Annotated in this window: 17 protein-coding genes; 8 read left to right on the top strand and 9 right to left on the bottom strand. The window is 73.6% G+C overall.

What is annotated here, in order from left to right; genetic code table 11:
• Positions 1-24: 24 nt before the first annotated feature.
• Together V5O46_RS17775 and V5O46_RS17770 are read left to right on the top strand one after the other, a co-directional pair.
• Complete coding sequence (locus V5O46_RS17775) at positions 25-777, top strand: FMN-binding protein (protein ID WP_332885585.1); 753 nt, start codon at positions 25-27, stop codon at positions 775-777.
• Positions 770-1,570, top strand: coding sequence for an FAD:protein FMN transferase (locus V5O46_RS17770; protein ID WP_332885584.1), 801 nt, complete (start codon positions 770-772; stop codon positions 1,568-1,570). The genes V5O46_RS17775 and V5O46_RS17770 overlap by 8 nt, the downstream gene beginning before the upstream one ends.
• Positions 1,571-1,658: 88 nt before the next feature.
• On the opposite strand, the gene V5O46_RS17765 is transcribed toward V5O46_RS17770, so the two are convergent.
• From V5O46_RS17765 to argC, 5 genes are read right to left on the bottom strand one after another with little or no spacing between them, the layout of a single operon-like run.
• Positions 1,659-2,204, bottom strand: coding sequence for an arginine repressor (locus V5O46_RS17765; protein WP_332885583.1), 546 nt, complete (start codon positions 2,202-2,204; stop codon positions 1,659-1,661).
• A 7-nt stretch (positions 2,205-2,211) separates the two neighbouring features.
• On the bottom strand, positions 2,212-3,417 hold the full coding sequence (locus V5O46_RS17760; protein ID WP_332885582.1) for an acetylornithine transaminase: 1,206 nt from the start codon (positions 3,415-3,417) through the stop codon (positions 2,212-2,214).
• Complete coding sequence (gene argB, locus V5O46_RS17755) at positions 3,414-4,319, bottom strand: acetylglutamate kinase (RefSeq protein ID WP_332885581.1); 906 nt, start codon at positions 4,317-4,319, stop codon at positions 3,414-3,416. The genes V5O46_RS17760 and argB overlap by 4 nt, the downstream gene beginning before the upstream one ends.
• On the bottom strand, positions 4,316-5,467 hold the full coding sequence (argJ, locus tag V5O46_RS17750; RefSeq protein ID WP_332885580.1) for a bifunctional glutamate N-acetyltransferase/amino-acid acetyltransferase ArgJ: 1,152 nt from the start codon (positions 5,465-5,467) through the stop codon (positions 4,316-4,318). Before argJ ends, argB begins: the two co-directional genes overlap by 4 nt.
• The gene (gene argC, locus V5O46_RS17745) at positions 5,464-6,492 is read right to left on the bottom strand and encodes an N-acetyl-gamma-glutamyl-phosphate reductase (protein ID WP_332885579.1); all 1,029 of its coding nucleotides are present in this window, start codon (positions 6,490-6,492) and stop codon (positions 5,464-5,466) included. The genes argJ and argC overlap by 4 nt, the downstream gene beginning before the upstream one ends.
• 157 nt (positions 6,493-6,649) lie before the next feature.
• On the opposite strand from argC, the gene V5O46_RS17740 reads away from it, so the two are divergent.
• Both V5O46_RS17740 and V5O46_RS17735 read left to right on the top strand, forming a co-directional pair.
• Positions 6,650-7,354: a DUF6215 domain-containing protein gene (locus V5O46_RS17740; protein ID WP_332885578.1), complete on the top strand. Its 705-nt coding sequence runs from the start codon at positions 6,650-6,652 to the stop codon at positions 7,352-7,354.
• A gap of 133 nt (positions 7,355-7,487) precedes the next feature.
• On the top strand, positions 7,488-7,937 hold the full coding sequence (locus V5O46_RS17735; protein WP_332885577.1) for a DUF6314 family protein: 450 nt from the start codon (positions 7,488-7,490) through the stop codon (positions 7,935-7,937).
• On the opposite strand, the gene V5O46_RS17730 is transcribed toward V5O46_RS17735, so the two are convergent.
• Both V5O46_RS17730 and V5O46_RS17725 read right to left on the bottom strand, forming a co-directional pair.
• Positions 7,919-8,512 carry a histidine phosphatase family protein gene (locus tag V5O46_RS17730; protein ID WP_332885576.1) on the bottom strand — a complete coding sequence of 198 codons (594 nt, stop codon included), beginning with the start codon at positions 8,510-8,512 and terminating at the stop codon, positions 7,919-7,921. The genes V5O46_RS17735 and V5O46_RS17730 overlap by 19 nt on opposite strands.
• Before the next feature lie 73 nt (positions 8,513-8,585).
• Positions 8,586-10,046 (bottom strand): aminotransferase-like domain-containing protein, encoded by a 1,461-nt coding sequence (locus tag V5O46_RS17725; RefSeq protein WP_332885575.1) that lies wholly within the window; start codon positions 10,044-10,046, stop codon positions 8,586-8,588.
• On the opposite strand from V5O46_RS17725, the gene V5O46_RS17720 reads away from it, so the two are divergent.
• Together V5O46_RS17720 and V5O46_RS17715 are read left to right on the top strand one after the other, a co-directional pair.
• Positions 10,045-10,965, top strand: coding sequence for a DMT family transporter (locus V5O46_RS17720; protein WP_332885574.1), 921 nt, complete (start codon positions 10,045-10,047; stop codon positions 10,963-10,965). The two genes, V5O46_RS17725 and V5O46_RS17720, sit on opposite strands and share 2 nt — an antisense overlap.
• Before the next feature lie 95 nt (positions 10,966-11,060).
• On the top strand, positions 11,061-11,258 hold the full coding sequence (locus V5O46_RS17715; protein ID WP_332885573.1) for a DUF1918 domain-containing protein: 198 nt from the start codon (positions 11,061-11,063) through the stop codon (positions 11,256-11,258).
• Positions 11,259-11,280: 22 nt separating this feature from the next.
• On the opposite strand, the gene V5O46_RS17710 is transcribed toward V5O46_RS17715, so the two are convergent.
• Positions 11,281-12,510: a glycoside hydrolase family 10 protein gene (locus V5O46_RS17710; protein WP_332885572.1), complete on the bottom strand. Its 1,230-nt coding sequence runs from the start codon at positions 12,508-12,510 to the stop codon at positions 11,281-11,283.
• Positions 12,511-12,682: 172 nt separating this feature from the next.
• Here V5O46_RS17710 and V5O46_RS17705 point away from each other — a divergent pair, with 172 nt between their 5' ends.
• Together V5O46_RS17705 and V5O46_RS17700 are read left to right on the top strand one after the other, a co-directional pair.
• Positions 12,683-13,555: a 3-hydroxybutyryl-CoA dehydrogenase gene (locus V5O46_RS17705; protein ID WP_332885571.1), complete on the top strand. Its 873-nt coding sequence runs from the start codon at positions 12,683-12,685 to the stop codon at positions 13,553-13,555.
• Positions 13,556-13,737: 182 nt separating this feature from the next.
• Complete coding sequence (locus tag V5O46_RS17700; protein ID WP_332885570.1) at positions 13,738-13,995, top strand: hypothetical protein; 258 nt, start codon at positions 13,738-13,740, stop codon at positions 13,993-13,995.
• A 12-nt stretch (positions 13,996-14,007) separates the two neighbouring features.
• Here the strand turns inward: V5O46_RS17700 and V5O46_RS17695 are convergent, their stop codons facing one another.
• Positions 14,008-14,559 (bottom strand): NUDIX hydrolase, encoded by a 552-nt coding sequence (locus tag V5O46_RS17695; protein ID WP_332885569.1) that lies wholly within the window; start codon positions 14,557-14,559, stop codon positions 14,008-14,010.
• Positions 14,560-14,662 lie beyond the last annotated feature (103 nt).

The following is a 14,662-nucleotide window of genomic DNA, read 5'->3' as shown; positions in this document are numbered from 1 at the left end:
CGAGAGTCAGGAGCTGAAGGGAAGATGAGGAAGAGCCATCCCATCCGGCGGGCCGTGCTCGCGGGCGCCGCGACGGTGTCCGGGGTCGTGCTGCTGCTGTCGCTGAAGCCGGCCTCCGACCCGGGCTCCGCCGCCGCGGGTGGCGCGGCACCGCCGGTGGCGGCCCAGTCGCCGCAGGGCGGCCGGGGCGACGCCACCGGTACGGTCGTCGGCGACGTGGCCGACACCCAGTACGGGCCCGTCCAGGTCCGGCTGACGGTGGACGGCGGCCGGATCACCGGCGCGGAGGCGGTCCAGGCACCCAAGGGCGGCCAGTCCGACCGCATCACCGCCGACGCCGTCCCCAAGCTCAACCAGGCCGCCGTCGCCGCGGGCGGCGCCGACATCGACACCGTCTCCGGCGCCACCTACACCAGCAACGGGTACCGGCAGTCGCTGCAGTCCGCGCTGGACAAGGCGGCGGCGTCCGGTCCGTCCCAGGGCTCCCAGGAAGGGACCCAGGACGCGCGCACCGTCACCGGGGACGCCGCGCAGACGCAGTACGGGCCCGTACAGGTGCGCATCACCGTCAGCGGCGGCCGGATCACCGGCGCGGAGGCGGTCCAGGCACCCAAGGGCGGCCAGTCCGACCGCATCACCGCCGACGCCGTCCCCAAGCTCAACCAGGCCGCCGTCGCCGCGGGCGGCGCCGACATCGACACCGTCTCCGGCGCCACCTACACCAGCAACGGGTACCGGCAGTCGCTGCAGTCCGCGCTGGACCGGGCCGGTGGCTGACACGGCGGCCGGGCCGGCCGAGGCCCCCGCCGCGGTACGTCACGTGGAGGAGGCGATGGGGACCGTCTTCTCCTTCGACGTCCGCGGCGGGGAACCCGGCTCCGTCCGTACGGCGCTGGCCGAGGCGGTGGCCGGGCTGCACCGGGTGGACGAGGTGTTCAGCACCTACCGGGACGACAGCCAGGTCAGCCGGCTGGCCCGGGGCGAACTGACGCTCGGGCAGTGCGATCCCGAGGTCGCCGAGGTGCTGGAGCTGGGGGCCGAGGCGGAGCGGGTGAGCGACGGCTGGTTCAGCACCTCGTACCGGGGCCGGCTCGACCCGACCGGGATCGTCAAGGGCTGGGCGGTGGAACGCGCCGCGCGGGAACTGGCTGCGGCGGGCGCACGCGGGGTGAGTGTGAACGGCGGCGGGGACGTGCAGCTGCTCGGCTCGCCCGGGGACGAGCGGCCGTGGCGGGTCGGGGTGGCGGATCCGCTGCGGCCGGGCGGGCTGGCGGCGGTGGTCTCCGCGGCGGGGGCGGAGGAGCTGGCGGTGGCGACGTCCGGGACGGTGGAGCGGGGTGCCCATGTCGTCGACCCGCGCACCGGGCGGTCCGCGGTGACCGACCTGGTCGCGGTGACGGTGGTGGCGCCAGGTCTGACCTGGGCGGACTGCTGGGCGACGGCGGCGTTCGCGATGGGGGCGCGGGCGGGGCTGCGGTGGCTGGAGTCGCTGGAGGGGGTGGAGGCGCTGCTGGTCACGGCCGGGGACGAGGTGCGGTGCACGGAGGGGCTGGCGGCACGGCTGGGCTGACGTACCGGCGAGCCGCCGGCCGGCGTTCGCGGGTCCCGTCGCGCCCGCCCGTGCCCGCCCTGCCCGCAGCCACGGCGGTCCCGCCCCCTCAGTTGCCGTTCTGGGCCAGCCTCAGCAGGTGCTCGGCGAGGGCCTGGCCGCCGGTCGGGCGGCGGCTGATCAGCAGCAGCGTGTCGTCGCCTGCGATGGTGCCCAGGATGTCGTGCAGCTCCGCCTGGTCGATCGCCGAGGCGAGGAACTGCGCGGCGCCCGGCGGGGTGCGCAGGACCACGAGGTTGGCCGAGGCCTCCGCGGAGATCAGCAGCTCCGCGGAGAGCCGCCGCATCCGCTCCTCCTTCGCCGACTCCCCCAGCGGCGCCCGGGGCGTACGGAAGCCGCCCTCGCTGGGCACCGCGTAGATGAGGTCGCCGTCGGTGTTGCGGATCTTCACCGCGTTCAGCTCGTCCAGGTCCCTCGAGAGCGTCGCCTGGGTGACGGTCAGTCCGTCGTCGGCGAGCAGCTTCGCCAGCTGGCTCTGCGAGCGCACCGGCTGCCGGTTGAGGATGTCCACGATCCGGCGGTGACGTGCCGTGCGGGTCTGTGGCACGGCGGGCCCCGCGGCCCCCGGGCTCCCGTGGTCCTGCGCCTGACTCATCGTCGTCTCATTCTCCGGATCGTCCGTCCCCGCCTGCCTCGTCCAGGATGCCGGGCAGTGCCCCGAGGAAGGCGTCCACCGCGTCGTCGCCCAGCGTCAGCGGCGGCATCAGCCGTACGACATCGGGCGCGGGCGCGTTCACCAGGATTCCGGCGTCCTGAGCCGCCTGCTGCACCTTCGGTGCGGACGGCTCGGTGAGCACGATACCCAGGAGCAGGCCGGCACCCCGGACATGGCTGATCAGCGGGTGGCCGAGCGCCTCGATCCCGTCGCGCAGCCGGGCGCCCTGCCGCTTGACGTTCTCCAGCAGCCCGGCGTCCGCGATGGTGTCGAGGACGGCGAGTCCGGCGGCGCAGGCGACCGGGTTGCCGCCGAAGGTGGTGCCGTGCTGGCCCGGCCGGAGCAGCTGGGCGGCGCGCCCGAAGGCGACGGTGGCGCCGAGCGGCAGCCCGCCGCCGAGACCCTTGGCGAGGGTCACGACGTCCGGCAGGACGCCTTCGTGGGCCTGGTACTCGAACCAGTTCCCGGTACGTCCGATGCCGGTCTGCACCTCGTCCAGCACCAGCAGCGACCCGGTGGCCGCGGTGATGGCGCGGGCCGCCTTCAGATATCCGGCGGGCGGGACGACGACGCCGTTCTCGCCCTGGACCGGCTCGATGATCACCATGGCGGTGTCGTCGGTGACCGCGGCGGCCAGCGCCTGGGCGTCCCCGTAGGGCACGTGGGTGACGTCGCCGGGCAGCGGGCGGAAGGGCTGCTGCTTGGCGGGCTGGCCGGTCAGCGCCAGGGCGCCCATGGTGCGGCCGTGGAAGCCGCCCTCGGTGGCGACGACGTGGGTGCGCCCGGTCAGCCGGCCGATCTTGAAGGCGGCCTCGTTGGCCTCGGCGCCGGAGTTGCAGAAGAACACCCTGCCGTCCCGGCCGAAGAGCTGGAGCAGCCGTTCGGCGAGGGCGACGGGCGGCTCGGCGACGAACAGGTTGGAGACATGGCCCAGCGACGCGATCTGCCTGCTGACGGCCGCGACGACCGCCGGATGGGCGTGGCCGAGGGCGTTGACCGCGATACCGCCGACGAAGTCCAGGTACTCCCTGCCGTCGGCGTCCCACAGCCTCTCGCCCGCGCCGCGCACCAGCGGCAGCCGGGGGGTGCCGTAGTTGTCCATGAGCGCGCCCTGCCAGCGGACGGTCAGTTCCTGGTTGCCGTTGCCCGTCATGCCTGGTCCCCCTGTGGTTCGTCGGGCACGACCATGGTGCCGATGCCCTCGTCGGTGAAGATCTCCAGCAGGATCGAGTGCTGAACCCGGCCGTCGATGACGCGGGCCGTGGTGACGCCGTTGCGCACGGCGTGCAGGCAGCCCTCCATCTTCGGCACCATGCCGCTGGCCAGGTCGGGCAGCAGCTTCTCCAGCTGGGCGGCGGTGAGCCGGCTGATCACCTCGTCGGAGTCCGGCCAGTCCTCGTAGAGACCCTCCACGTCGGTGAGGACCATCAGGGTCTCGGCGCCCAGTGCCGCAGCGAGTGCCGCGGCCGCCGTATCCGCGTTGACGTTGTAGACGTGGTGGTCGTCCTGGGAGCGGGCGATGGAGGAGACGACCGGGATGCGGCCGTCGGCGAGCAGCGCCTCGATGACGCCGGTGTCGATCTCGGTGATCTCGCCCACCCGTCCGATGTCGACGAGCTCGCCGTCGACGCGGGGCTGGTGCTTGGTGGCGGTCAGGGTGTGCGCGTCCTCGCCGGTGAGGCCGACGGCCAGCGGGCCGTGCCGGTTGAGCAGTCCGACCAGCTCGCGCTGCACCTGACCGGCCAGCACCATCCGTACGACGTCCATGGCGTCCTCGGTGGTGACGCGCAGGCCGGCCTTGAACTCGCTGACGATGCCGTGGGTCTCGAGCGCCCGGCTGATCTGGGGGCCGCCGCCGTGCACGACGACGGGCCTGAGGCCGGCGTGCCGGAGGAAGACGACGTCCTGGGCGAAGGCGGCCTTCAGGTCCTCGTCCACCATGGCGTTGCCGCCGAACTTGATGACGACCGTCCTTCCGTGGTGCCGGGTGAGCCAGGGCAGTGCCTCGATGAGGATCTCGGCCTTCGGCAGGGCCGTGTGCTTACGCGTGCTCATGATGAATAGGCGCTGTTCTCGTGGACGTAGTCGGCGGTGAGGTCGTTGGTCCAGATGGTGGCCGTCTCGGAGCCGGCCGCGAGGTCGGCGACGATGTGCACCTCGCGGTAGCGCATGTCGACCAGCTCACGGTCCTCGCCGACGCCGCCGTTCTTGCACACCCAGACGCCGTTGATGGCGACGTTCAGCCGGTCCGGTTCGAAGACCGCCGACGTGGTGCCGATGGCGGACAGCACCCGGCCCCAGTTGGGGTCCTCGCCGTGGATGGCGCACTTGAGGAGGTTGTTGCGGGCGATGCTGCGGCCCACCAGGACGGCGTCCTCCTCGGTCTCGGCGTTCACCACCTCGATCCTGATGTCCTTGCTGGCGCCCTCGGCGTCCCGGATCAGCTGCTGTCCGAGGTCGTCGCAGACCGCCCGGACGGCCTCGGCGAAGGCGTCGTACTCCGGTGTGATGCCGGAGGCGCCGGAGGCGAGCAGCAGCACCGTGTCGTTGGTGGACATGCAGCCGTCGGAGTCGACCCGGTCGAAGGTGACCCTGGTGGCCGCGCGCAGTGCCCGGTCCAGGTCGCCCGCCGCGACGTCGGCGTCGGTGGTGAGGACGACGAGCATGGTGGCCAGGCCGGGGGCGAGCATGCCTGCGCCCTTGGCCATCCCGCCGACGGTCCAGCCCGCGTTCGTCACCACGGACGTCTTGTGCACCGTGTCGGTGGTCTTGATGGCGATCGCGGCCTTCTCACCGCCGTGCTCGGACAGCCCGGCGGCGGCCGTCTCCACGCCGGGGAGCAGCTTGTCCATGGGGAGCAGCACGCCGATGAGGCCCGTGGAGCACACGGCGACCTCACCGGCGCCGATCCCGAGGACGTCGGCGGTCTTCTCGGCGGTGGCGTGGGTGTCCTGGAAGCCCTTGGGGCCGGTGCAGGCGTTGGCGCCACCGGAGTTGAGGACCACGGCGGCCAGCTGCCGGGACTTCAGGACCTGCTCGGACCACAGCACCGGGGCGGCCTTGACCCGGTTGGAGGTGAAGACGCCCGCGGCGGCGCGTCGGGGGCCGTTGTTGACCACGAGGGCCAGGTCGGGGTTGCCGTTCTCCTTGATCCCGGCGGCGATGCCCGCCGCCGTGAATCCCTGTGCTGCCGTCACACTCACGGCGCAACTCCGATCGTCGTCAGTCCCAGGGTCTCGTCGAGGCCCAGGGCGAGGTTCATGCTCTGGACGGCACCGCCCGCGGTGCCCTTGGTCAGGTTGTCGATGGCGGCGATGGCGATGATGCGGCCCGCGGCGGCGTCGTACGCGACCTGCACCTGAACGGCGTTGGAACCGTGGACGGACGCGGTGGCGGGCCACTGCCCCTCGGGGAGCAGATGGACGAAGGGCTCGTCGGCGAAGGCCTTGGCGTAGGCGGCGCGCAGCGACTCGGCGGTGACACCGGGCTTCGCCTTGGCGCTGCAGGTCGCGAGGATGCCGCGGGGCATGGGGGCGAGGGTGGGGGTGAACGAGACGGAGACGGGCTCGGCTGCCGCCGCGGAGAGGTTCTGGATCATCTCCGGGGTGTGCCGGTGCACACCGCCGACGCCGTACGGCGACATCGAGCCCATGACCTCGCTGCCCAGCAGGTGCGGCTTGGGCGCCTTGCCCGCGCCCGAGGTGCCGGAGGCGGCGACGACCACGGCCTCGGGCTCGGCGAGGGCGGCGGCGTAGGCGGGGAAGAACGCCAGGGACACCGCCGTCGGGTAGCAACCGGGCACCGCGATGCGCTTGGACCCCTCCAGCGCAGCGCGGGCACCCGGTAGTTCGGGGAGGCCGTAGGGCCAGGTGCCGGCGTGCGGGGAGCCGTAGTAGGTCTCCCAGTCGGCGGCATCCTCGAGCCGGAAGTCGGCGCCCATGTCGACGACGAGGACGTCCGGGCCGAGCTGTTCGGCGACGGCGGCGGACTGCCCGTGCGGCAGTGCGAGGAAGACGACGTCGTGACCGGCGAGGACGTCGGGCACGGTCGGGTCGAGCACCCGGTCGGCGAGCGGAAGCAGATGCGGCTGCAGTGTGCCCAGCCGCTGCCCGGCGTTGGTGTTGCCGGTCAGGGCGCCGATCTCGACCTCGGGGTGCGCGAGGAGCAGACGCAGCAGCTCTCCGCCCGCGTATCCGCTCGCTCCGGCCACCGCCGCACGTACCGCCATGGAAGTCCTCCTCCTCGATGGCATGACTATACGTTTCGCTGCACGTTTATGCAACGTCGTCCCGGGAAGATCAATTCCCTTGTCCACGCACCGGCCACGGGTTAGGGTCCCCGGGCGCACCAGGGGATCAGGGGGATCGGAGCAGGTGGGGGAAGGCATGACCGACCGGGACGACGCGTCCGCGACCACAGCGGGCGCATGGGGGCAGGCGGTGGCGGCCGTGGCCGTGGTGGGGGCGCTCGGCGCCGGCCTCTGGGCGCTCGGGGAGACCGAGAACACCTCCTCCGAGCGGGCGCCGCAGGCCGCCGCCTGCTCGGAGGAGGAGCCGGAGGAACGGCAGGCCGAGGATGCGCGGCGGCTCTCCGGGGCGCAGTTGTGCGCGGTGCTGAACCGCCCCGACCTCGCCGCGCTGCTGGGCACGCCCGGCGAGCTCGCGCAGAGCGCCGGGGGCGGCGACGGCTCCTTCGGGACCGGGAGCAACGAGATCGCCACCCCTTCGGCCCGGGTCGAGTTCGACACGTACACCGTGACGCTGACGGCCACCTACGACGATCTTCCGGTGGACGGGTACGCCACCCTCCTCGGACCGGACGCCCACCGGCGGACGGTGCTGGAGCGCCCGGCGGTCCTGTACTCGCAGCGCACCATCAGCATCGGTTTCCGCCTCGACGGCAGCGACGCCCAGGCCGACTCCGGCGTCCCCGCCCGGGTCGTCTCGGTGGCCCAGGACGCCCGGGACCGCGGCGGCTCCTTCGAGCTGGCGGTGTGGCGCTCCGACGGTGTGGTGCCCGAGGACGCGGTCCTGCTGCGGGTCGCCGAGCGGGTGCTGCCGACGATCCCGGGGTGGGACGCCGCCGGCTGACGCCCGGTCCGGGGGAGGTCCGCCCGGTCCGCGGGAGGTCCGCCCGGTCCGCCACCATGGAGAGGCGAGCGCGTCCCGTGGGGCGGACGCGGCGGCGACGGCGGGCGACGGCCGGGAAGGAGGCCTGGCACCGATGGGCGAGTTCTGGCCGGTGCCGGACGTGCTGGCGTATCTGGCCGGACGGTGGCGGGTACGGCGGACCGTGCGGGACCTGACCGACGGCACCGAGGGCCGGTTCGAGGGCACGACGGTGTTCGCTCCGGCGGACGGCACGGGCGGCGGACTGCTGCACCGGGAGACCGGTGATTTCGTCTGGCGGGGGGTGACCCGGCCCGCCGAGCGGACGCTGCGGTTCCTGCCGGGTGCCGCGCCCGGCACGGCCGAGGTGCGGTTCGCGGACGGGCGGCCCTTCCACGACCTCGATCTGACCGGCGGGCGGCACACCGCCGGCCATCCGTGCGCCGCCGACTTCTACCGGGGCGAGTTCACCGTCCTCGACGCCGCCCGCTGGCGGACGGTGTGGCGGGTGCGCGGACCGGCCAAGGATCTGCTCCTGACCACCGACTACACCCGGGAGGGCTGATCCGGTCCGCCGTCGAAGCGCAGGTTCCAGCGGCCCGCGCGGCCGGTGAGGGTGGTCGTCGACAGCGGACGGACGTCCAGGTTCCAGTAGGTCCCGGGCGGCGCCTGCAGCGCGTACACGAGCGCCGCCCGGATCACGGAGGGCTCGGCCACGGCGACGATGGTGCCCTCGTCCTCCATGGGCCGGGTGTCCAGCCAGCCGCCGACCCGGCGGATGAAGACCGGCAGCGGCTCGCCGCCGTGCGGGGCGCAGCGCGGCTCGGCGAGCCAGGCGTCCACCGCCTCCGGCTCGCGGGCCATCGCCTCCCCGAGGGTCAGCCCGCGCCAGCGGCCCATGTCGCACTCCCGCAACGCGGGCTGCACCAGCGGCGCGTAGCCGAGGCCGTCCCCGGTGGCGCGGCTGCGCGGCGTCGGCGAGCAGTAGCGCAGCTCGGCCGCGGCGAGCGGCAGCAGCGCGTGGGCGACACTGAGCACCTGCTCCCAGCCGGCCTGGTCCAGCGGCCGGTCGTCCCCGAAGCGCTCCGCCAGCAGCGGGTAGCTGCGCGCGGAGGCGACGAATGTGACCCGAAGCGACATGCGGCGATCGTGGAGGGCGGAAGTGCGCAGGTCAAGAGGCGTTACCTGGGGGTTACCGAGAGTGCCGCAGACTTCACTGGCCGCCCCCGCGCGCGTTCACTTCCCCGTAGGCGGCGCGCAGCCTGCGCACGCCTTCGCCGATCTCCCCGCCGCCCGCGACCGCGGCGAAACTCAACCGGAGGTGCGGGGCGGGGGGTTCGGCACTGAAGTAGGGCCGCCCCGGGGTGATCGCGACGCCGGCGCGGAGCGCCGCCGAGGTGAGCGCGCCCTCGTCGGTGCCGTCGGGCAGCCGCAGCCACAGGTGGTAGCCGCCGGACGGGACGTGCGGCAGCGAGACGTCGGGCAGTTGCAGCCGGAGCGCGGCGGTCATCGTGTCGCGGCGGGCCCTGAGCTCCGCCGCGACGGTGCGCAGATGGCGCGGCCAGGCGGGCGAGCCGACCAGTTCGAGGGCCGCCTCCTGCAGCGGCCGGGACACGAAGAAGGTGTCGACGACCTGGATGGCCCGCAACCGCTCCAGCACCGGCCCGTGCGCGGCCAGCGCGCTCACCCGGAAGCTGGGCGAGGTCGCCTTGGTCAGCGAGCAGACGTGCACGACGACACCGTCCGGGTCGTCGGCGGCCAGCGGCGGCGGCAGCGGCCCCGCGTCCTCGTGCACCAGGCGCCGGACGAAGTCGTCCTCGACCACGAAGGCGCCGGCCGCGCGGGCGATGCGCAGCACCTCGCCGCGCCGCTCGGGGGCGAGGACGGCGCCGGTCGGGTTCTGGAACAGCGGCTGGCAGACGAAGACGCGGGCCCCGGTCGCCCGGAACGCGTCGGCCAGCAGGGCGGGGCGCACCCCGTCGGCGTCCACGGGCACCGGCACCGGGCGCAGCCCGGCCGCGCGGGCGATGGCCAGCATGCCGGGGTAGGTCGGCGACTCGACCAGCACGGGCGCGCCCGGCGGGGCCAGCGCGCGCAGGGCGGTGGTGAGCGCGGACTGACCGCCGGCGGTGATCAGCACCTCGGCGGCGGTCACCGGACGGCCCGGCCCGCCGATGCCCCGGGCGAACCACTCCCGCAGCTCCGGCAGCCCTTCCATCGGCGGCCGCCCCCAGGCGCCGGGGCGGCGTCCCGCCCGGGACAGAGCCGCGGCCATGGCCCGCTCCGGCTGCAGCGACGGGTGCAGATATCCGCCGTTGAACTCCACGACGCCGGGCGGCGGCGCGGCCAGCGACACCAGGACGCCCGAGGCGTCCACGGAGCGCGGGACCAGATCGGCGGCGCCGTCCGCGCTGAGCGTGACCTCCTGCCAGGAGGTGTCCCCGGTGGGGGCTGCGGCGGGGGGCGGCCCGGCCCGGTACGCCCCGGCGCCGGGCCGGGTCACCACCAGGCCCTCGGCCGCCAGCTGGCCCAGGGCGCGGGACACGGTCACGGGACTCACCCGGAACCGCTCCACGAGGGCTCGGCTGGACGGGAGCTTTCCGCCGGGAGAGTAGCGATCCAACTCCTTCCGCAGCTCACCGACCAGATCACCCACACTGCTACGCTGTTGCATGAGAGCACAGAGTAGCGCTATCGCGCCGACCGGGATAGCGGTCGCCGGCGGCACCGAGGGCCGGCGGTCGCTCGGCACGCTGCAGGCCGCCCTCGGCGTCACCGCTTTCTCCCTCACCTTTCCCGCCACCGCATGGGGCCTGGAGGGCTTCGGTGCCTGGTCCCTGGTCGCGGTGCGCAGCGTCCTCGCCGCGGTGATCGCCGGCGGCTGTCTGCTGGCGCTGCGCGTGCCGCTGCCCGACCGGAGACACCGGCCCGGCCTCGCCGTGGTCGCCGCCGGGGTGGTGGTGGGCTTCCCGCTGCTGACCACGCTGGCCCTGCAGACCTCGACGACGGCGCACGCGGCCGTCGTGGTCGGGCTGCTTCCGCTGACCACCGCACTGATGTCCGCCCTGCGCATCGGCACCCGCCCGTCACGCACCTTCTGGACGGCCTCGCTGGCCGGCGCGGCGGCCGTGGTCGCCTTCACCGTGCAGCAGAGCGGCGGCGCGCTGACCGCGGCCGACGGGCTTCTGTTCGCGGCGCTGCTGGTGTGCGCCGCCGGGTACACCGAGGGCGGGCGGCTGGCCCGGGTGATGCCGGGCTGGCAGGTGATCGGCTGGGCGCTGGTGCTGTGCCTGCCGGTGGCCGTACCGGCGGCCGCGGTCGCGCTGGCCCTGGAGCCGGTGCGGCTGACGGTGCACAGTGTGACCGGGCTGCTGTGGGTGGCGGCGGGGTCGCAGTTCCTCGGGCTGGTCGTCTGGTACCGGGGCATGGCGGCCGTCGGGATTCCCAAGGCCAGCCAGTTGCAGCTGGCCCAGCCGCTGCTCACACTGGTGTGGTCGGTGCTGCTCCTGGGCGAGCACCTGACGGTGGCCGCCCCGCTGACGGCCGTGGCGGTGCTGGTGTGCATCGCGGTCACCCAGCGGGCGCGAGGCTGAGCGGCGCGTGTCAGCAGGTCCCCAACCGGCGTCCTGCGCCCTAGACTCAAGGCCACGGACCGCTGCTCCCGCACCAGGTGAGGAGGCCCCCGCAGATGCGCGCAACCAAGGGCGACCAGCTAGTCCAGCACGGCAGGGTGGTCGGACAGCACGACAAGATCGGCGAGATCGTCGAGGTTCTCGGCGACGAGGGCAACCCGCCCTACCGCGTCCGCTTCGAGGACGGTCACGAGGGCGTGTGCTCCCCCGGCCCCGACACCGAGATCCGGCGCCGCAAGGAGACCCGGCGGTAGCGCGCCGCAGGGTCTCCTGGGATCAGCGCGGGGCGCGGGCCGGCTGCCCGTAGTGGTCGGCGGCGACCCGCGCCATCGCGCCGATCCGGTCCATCGCCACGTCCCGCGCGGCGAAGAAGACGTGCCCGGCCACCTCCGGGCGGTCGGCGGCCAGCGCCAGGTGCCGGGAGAGCTCGTCGGTCCGCTGCCAGGCGGCGGGCTGTGCGGGGTCCCCGGCCCGGTACAGCGCCTCACCGATGTACAGCTTCGTCCGGCTGCCCCGGGCCACCCCGGCCCACCAGGGCAGCAGTTCGGCGTAGTCGGCGCCGTCCGCGCCGAGATGCCAGTACAGCTGCGGCACCACGTAGTCGATCCAGCCCTCCCGCACCCAGGTGCGGGTGTCGGCGTACAGGTCGTCGTACGACTGGAGGCCCGCCCGGGTCGCCGAGCCCCGTGCGTCGGTGGCGGCGTGGCGCCACACGCCGAACGGGCTGATGCCGAACTGCGCGGTGGGCCGCAGTGCCCTGACCCCGGCCGCCGTCTCGCGCACCAGCCGGTCGGTGTTGTCCCGCCGCCAGGCCGCCAGGTCGGCGAACCCGCCGCCGTGGGCCGCGAACGCGGCGGCGTCGTCGAAGGTCTCGCCGGTCACCGGATAGGGGTAGAAGTAGTCGTCGAAGTGGAGGCCGTCGACCGGGTACCGGCGCACGGCGTCCAGCATCGCCTCCAGGACGAAGGCGCGGACCTCGGGCAGCCCGGGGTTGTAGTAGAGCCTCCCGCCGTAGGCCACCACCCGGTCCGGGTGCCGGCGGGCGGGGTGGGAGGCCGTGAGCCGGGACGGGTCGGTGTGCAGGGCGATCCGGTACGGGTTGCACCAGGCGTGCAGCTGCAGGCCGCGGGCGTGCGCCTCGCGCACCGCCGTGCCGAGCGGGTCCCAGCCGGGGTCGCGGCCCTGGACACCGGTCAGCCACTCCGACCACGGCTCGTGGGGGGACGGCCACAGCGCGTCGGCGGTGGGCCGCACCTGGAAGAACACCGTGTTCAGGCGGTACCGGACCGCCAGATCGAGGTGGGCGATCAGATCCTGGCGCTGCACGGCCGTGGTCAGCCCGGGCCGGGACGGCCAGTCGCGGTTGGCCACGGTCGCCAGCCACATCCCTCGCATCTCCGTCACCGCGGCGCCGCCGCGCCGGCGGGGTGCCGCCGACGCCCGGGGCGCCGCCGGCAGCGCGCACAGCGCGGCCACGGCGAACGTCCTACGTGAGACCGGGCCCATCGCGGTGACCTCCCGACGCTGCGGATCCGCACGGTCACGGATCGTCCCCGCGCCCCAGCATGCCCGACCCGGCGGCCCGATCACCGCCGCCTCGGGGGTAACGTGCACGATCGGAGCAGGCGCCGGGGCCCCGGCCGGCCTGCCACAGCCGAAGGACAGCGAAAGGGACGATGTGACCGGCATCTCGGGAGATATCACGCGCGTCGGAGTGGTCGGTTGCGGCCAGATGGGGGCGGGCATCGCCGAGGTGTGCGCCCGCGCCGGTCTGGAGGTGATGGTCGCCGAGACCACCGGCGAGGCTCTGGAGATCGGCCGGACCCGGCTGTTCAACTCGCTCGCCAAGGCCGCCGAGCGCGGCAAGATCACCGAGGAGGAGCGGGACGCCACCCAGGCCCGGCTCGGCTTCACCACGGACCTCGGCGAGTTCGCCGACCGTGATCTGGTGATCGAGGCCGTCGTCGAGAACGAGCACGTCAAGACCGAGATCTTCCAGGTCCTCGACCAGATCGTGACCCGCCCGGACGCGATCCTGGCCTCCAACACCTCGTCGATCCCGCTGGTGAAGCTGGCGGTGGCCACCTCCCGCCCGGACCACGTCATCGGCATCCACTTCTTCAACCCGGCCCCGGTGCAGAAGCTGGTCGAGCTGATCCCGGCGCTGACCACCTCCGAGGGCACGCTCAGCCGGACGCAGCTGTTCACCGAGAAGGTGCTCGGCAAGCACGCCATCCGCGCCCAGGACCGCTCCGGGTTCGTGGTGAACGCGCTGCTGATCCCCTATCTGCTGTCCGCGATCCGGATGTTCGAGTCGGGCATCGCCAGCCGCGAGGACATCGACAACGGCATGGAGATGGGCTGCGCCCACCCGATGGGCCCGCTGAAGCTGGCCGACCTGATCGGCCTGGACACGGTCTCCTCCGTCGCGTACTCGATGTACGAGGAGTACAAGGAGCCGCTGTACGCCGCTCCCCCGCTGCTCCAGCGCATGGTCGACGCCGGCCGCCTCGGCCGCAAGAGCGGGTCGGGGTTCTACTCCTACGGCTGATTACGCTCCGCGACGACTGCGGGCCCGGTACCGGAACAGGTGCCGGGCTCGCGGCATTCGCACACCGTGTGCGCACCGGGCCCGCATATGCCGCTCGCACACGCTCCCCACGCGCCCACCAGGCGAGTTGACTCAGCATGCGCATGCAAGGGATGTCAGACGACTACGGAAAGGAGCGGTTCGTGACCGCCGATCCCGAGCATTCCGTCCATCTGGGAGAACTCGCAGAGTTACGGCGCCGGCTCGATGTGGCGTATGCCCGCGTCGAGGGCGGACTGGCTCTGCTGTCCCATCGCACCGAGGAGACCGCCAAGGAGCTCGAGGACCTCAGTACCCGGCTCACCGCGCTGGAGCATGCCCGCTGGCCGCTGCCCTCGATCGCGGTGATCGCGGCCGTGGGCGCTCTGGTCGTCACCGTCTGGCAGGCCCTGGCACGGTAGCCGGGCGCCGGCTCAGCTGCCGGGCACGGTGTCCTGTCCGAGTCTGAGGTGGTGCAGCAGGAGCAGGGCCGCCGCCATGTTGGCGGCCGGGACCTCGCCGCGGGCGACCAGGTCGGGGACGAGCTTGAGCGGGACCCACTCCCGGCGGTCCGACTCGAAGTCGTCCACGGGGTGCCCGACGTACTCGCCGGCGTCGGCCCAGTAGATGTGGTGCCGGGCGTCGGTGAGGCCGTTGGACGGCTCCACGCTCATCAGGTGGTGCAGGGGTCCCGGACGCCAGCCGGTCTCCTCCTCCAGTTCCCGGGCGGCCGCGACCGCGACGTCCTCGCCGTCCTCGACGACGCCGGCGGCGAGTTCCCATCCCCAGCTGTCGGTGATGAAGCGGTGGCGCCACAGCAGGAGGACCTCGTTGGCCTCGTTGACCACCGTGGCCACGGCGACGGGCCGCAGCCGTATGAGGAAGTGGTCGAGATGCCGGCCGTCCGGGAGCTCGACGTCCGCCAGATTGACACTGAACCAGCGATTTGAGTACACAGTTTGCTCGTTCTGTTTCGTCCACTGCACGGTTCTGCCACCTTCCGACGTGTAGATGGCAATATGGCAGCCGCGGCGGGACGGCAGCAGGCGCACGGGGGCCGCTCCGGGCGCAGCGTCGGGCGCAGTCTCC

The organism is Streptomyces poriticola (assembly GCF_036689765.1).
GTDB lineage: Bacteria > Actinomycetota > Actinomycetes > Streptomycetales > Streptomycetaceae > Streptomyces > Streptomyces poriticola.
This window is presented reverse-complemented; position numbering and strand designations above follow the sequence as displayed.

Coding starts and splice junctions, on each gene's coding strand:
- V5O46_RS17775 (WP_332885585.1), top strand. CDS start 25: ATGAGGAAGAGCCATCCCATCCGGCGGGCCGTGCTCGCGGGCGCCGCG.
- V5O46_RS17765 (WP_332885583.1), bottom strand. CDS start 2,204: ATGAGTCAGGCGCAGGACCACGGGAGCCCGGGGGCCGCGGGGCCCGCC.
- V5O46_RS17760 (WP_332885582.1), bottom strand. CDS start 3,417: ATGACGGGCAACGGCAACCAGGAACTGACCGTCCGCTGGCAGGGCGCG.
- argB (WP_332885581.1), bottom strand. CDS start 4,319: ATGAGCACGCGTAAGCACACGGCCCTGCCGAAGGCCGAGATCCTCATC.
- argC (WP_332885579.1), bottom strand. CDS start 6,492: ATGGCGGTACGTGCGGCGGTGGCCGGAGCGAGCGGATACGCGGGCGGA.
- V5O46_RS17740 (WP_332885578.1), top strand. CDS start 6,650: ATGACCGACCGGGACGACGCGTCCGCGACCACAGCGGGCGCATGGGGG.
- V5O46_RS17735 (WP_332885577.1), top strand. CDS start 7,488: ATGGGCGAGTTCTGGCCGGTGCCGGACGTGCTGGCGTATCTGGCCGGA.
- V5O46_RS17730 (WP_332885576.1), bottom strand. CDS start 8,512: ATGTCGCTTCGGGTCACATTCGTCGCCTCCGCGCGCAGCTACCCGCTG.
- V5O46_RS17720 (WP_332885574.1), top strand. CDS start 10,045: ATGAGAGCACAGAGTAGCGCTATCGCGCCGACCGGGATAGCGGTCGCC.
- V5O46_RS17725 (WP_332885575.1), bottom strand. CDS start 10,046: ATGCAACAGCGTAGCAGTGTGGGTGATCTGGTCGGTGAGCTGCGGAAG.
- V5O46_RS17715 (WP_332885573.1), top strand. CDS start 11,061: ATGCGCGCAACCAAGGGCGACCAGCTAGTCCAGCACGGCAGGGTGGTC.
- V5O46_RS17710 (WP_332885572.1), bottom strand. CDS start 12,510: ATGGGCCCGGTCTCACGTAGGACGTTCGCCGTGGCCGCGCTGTGCGCG.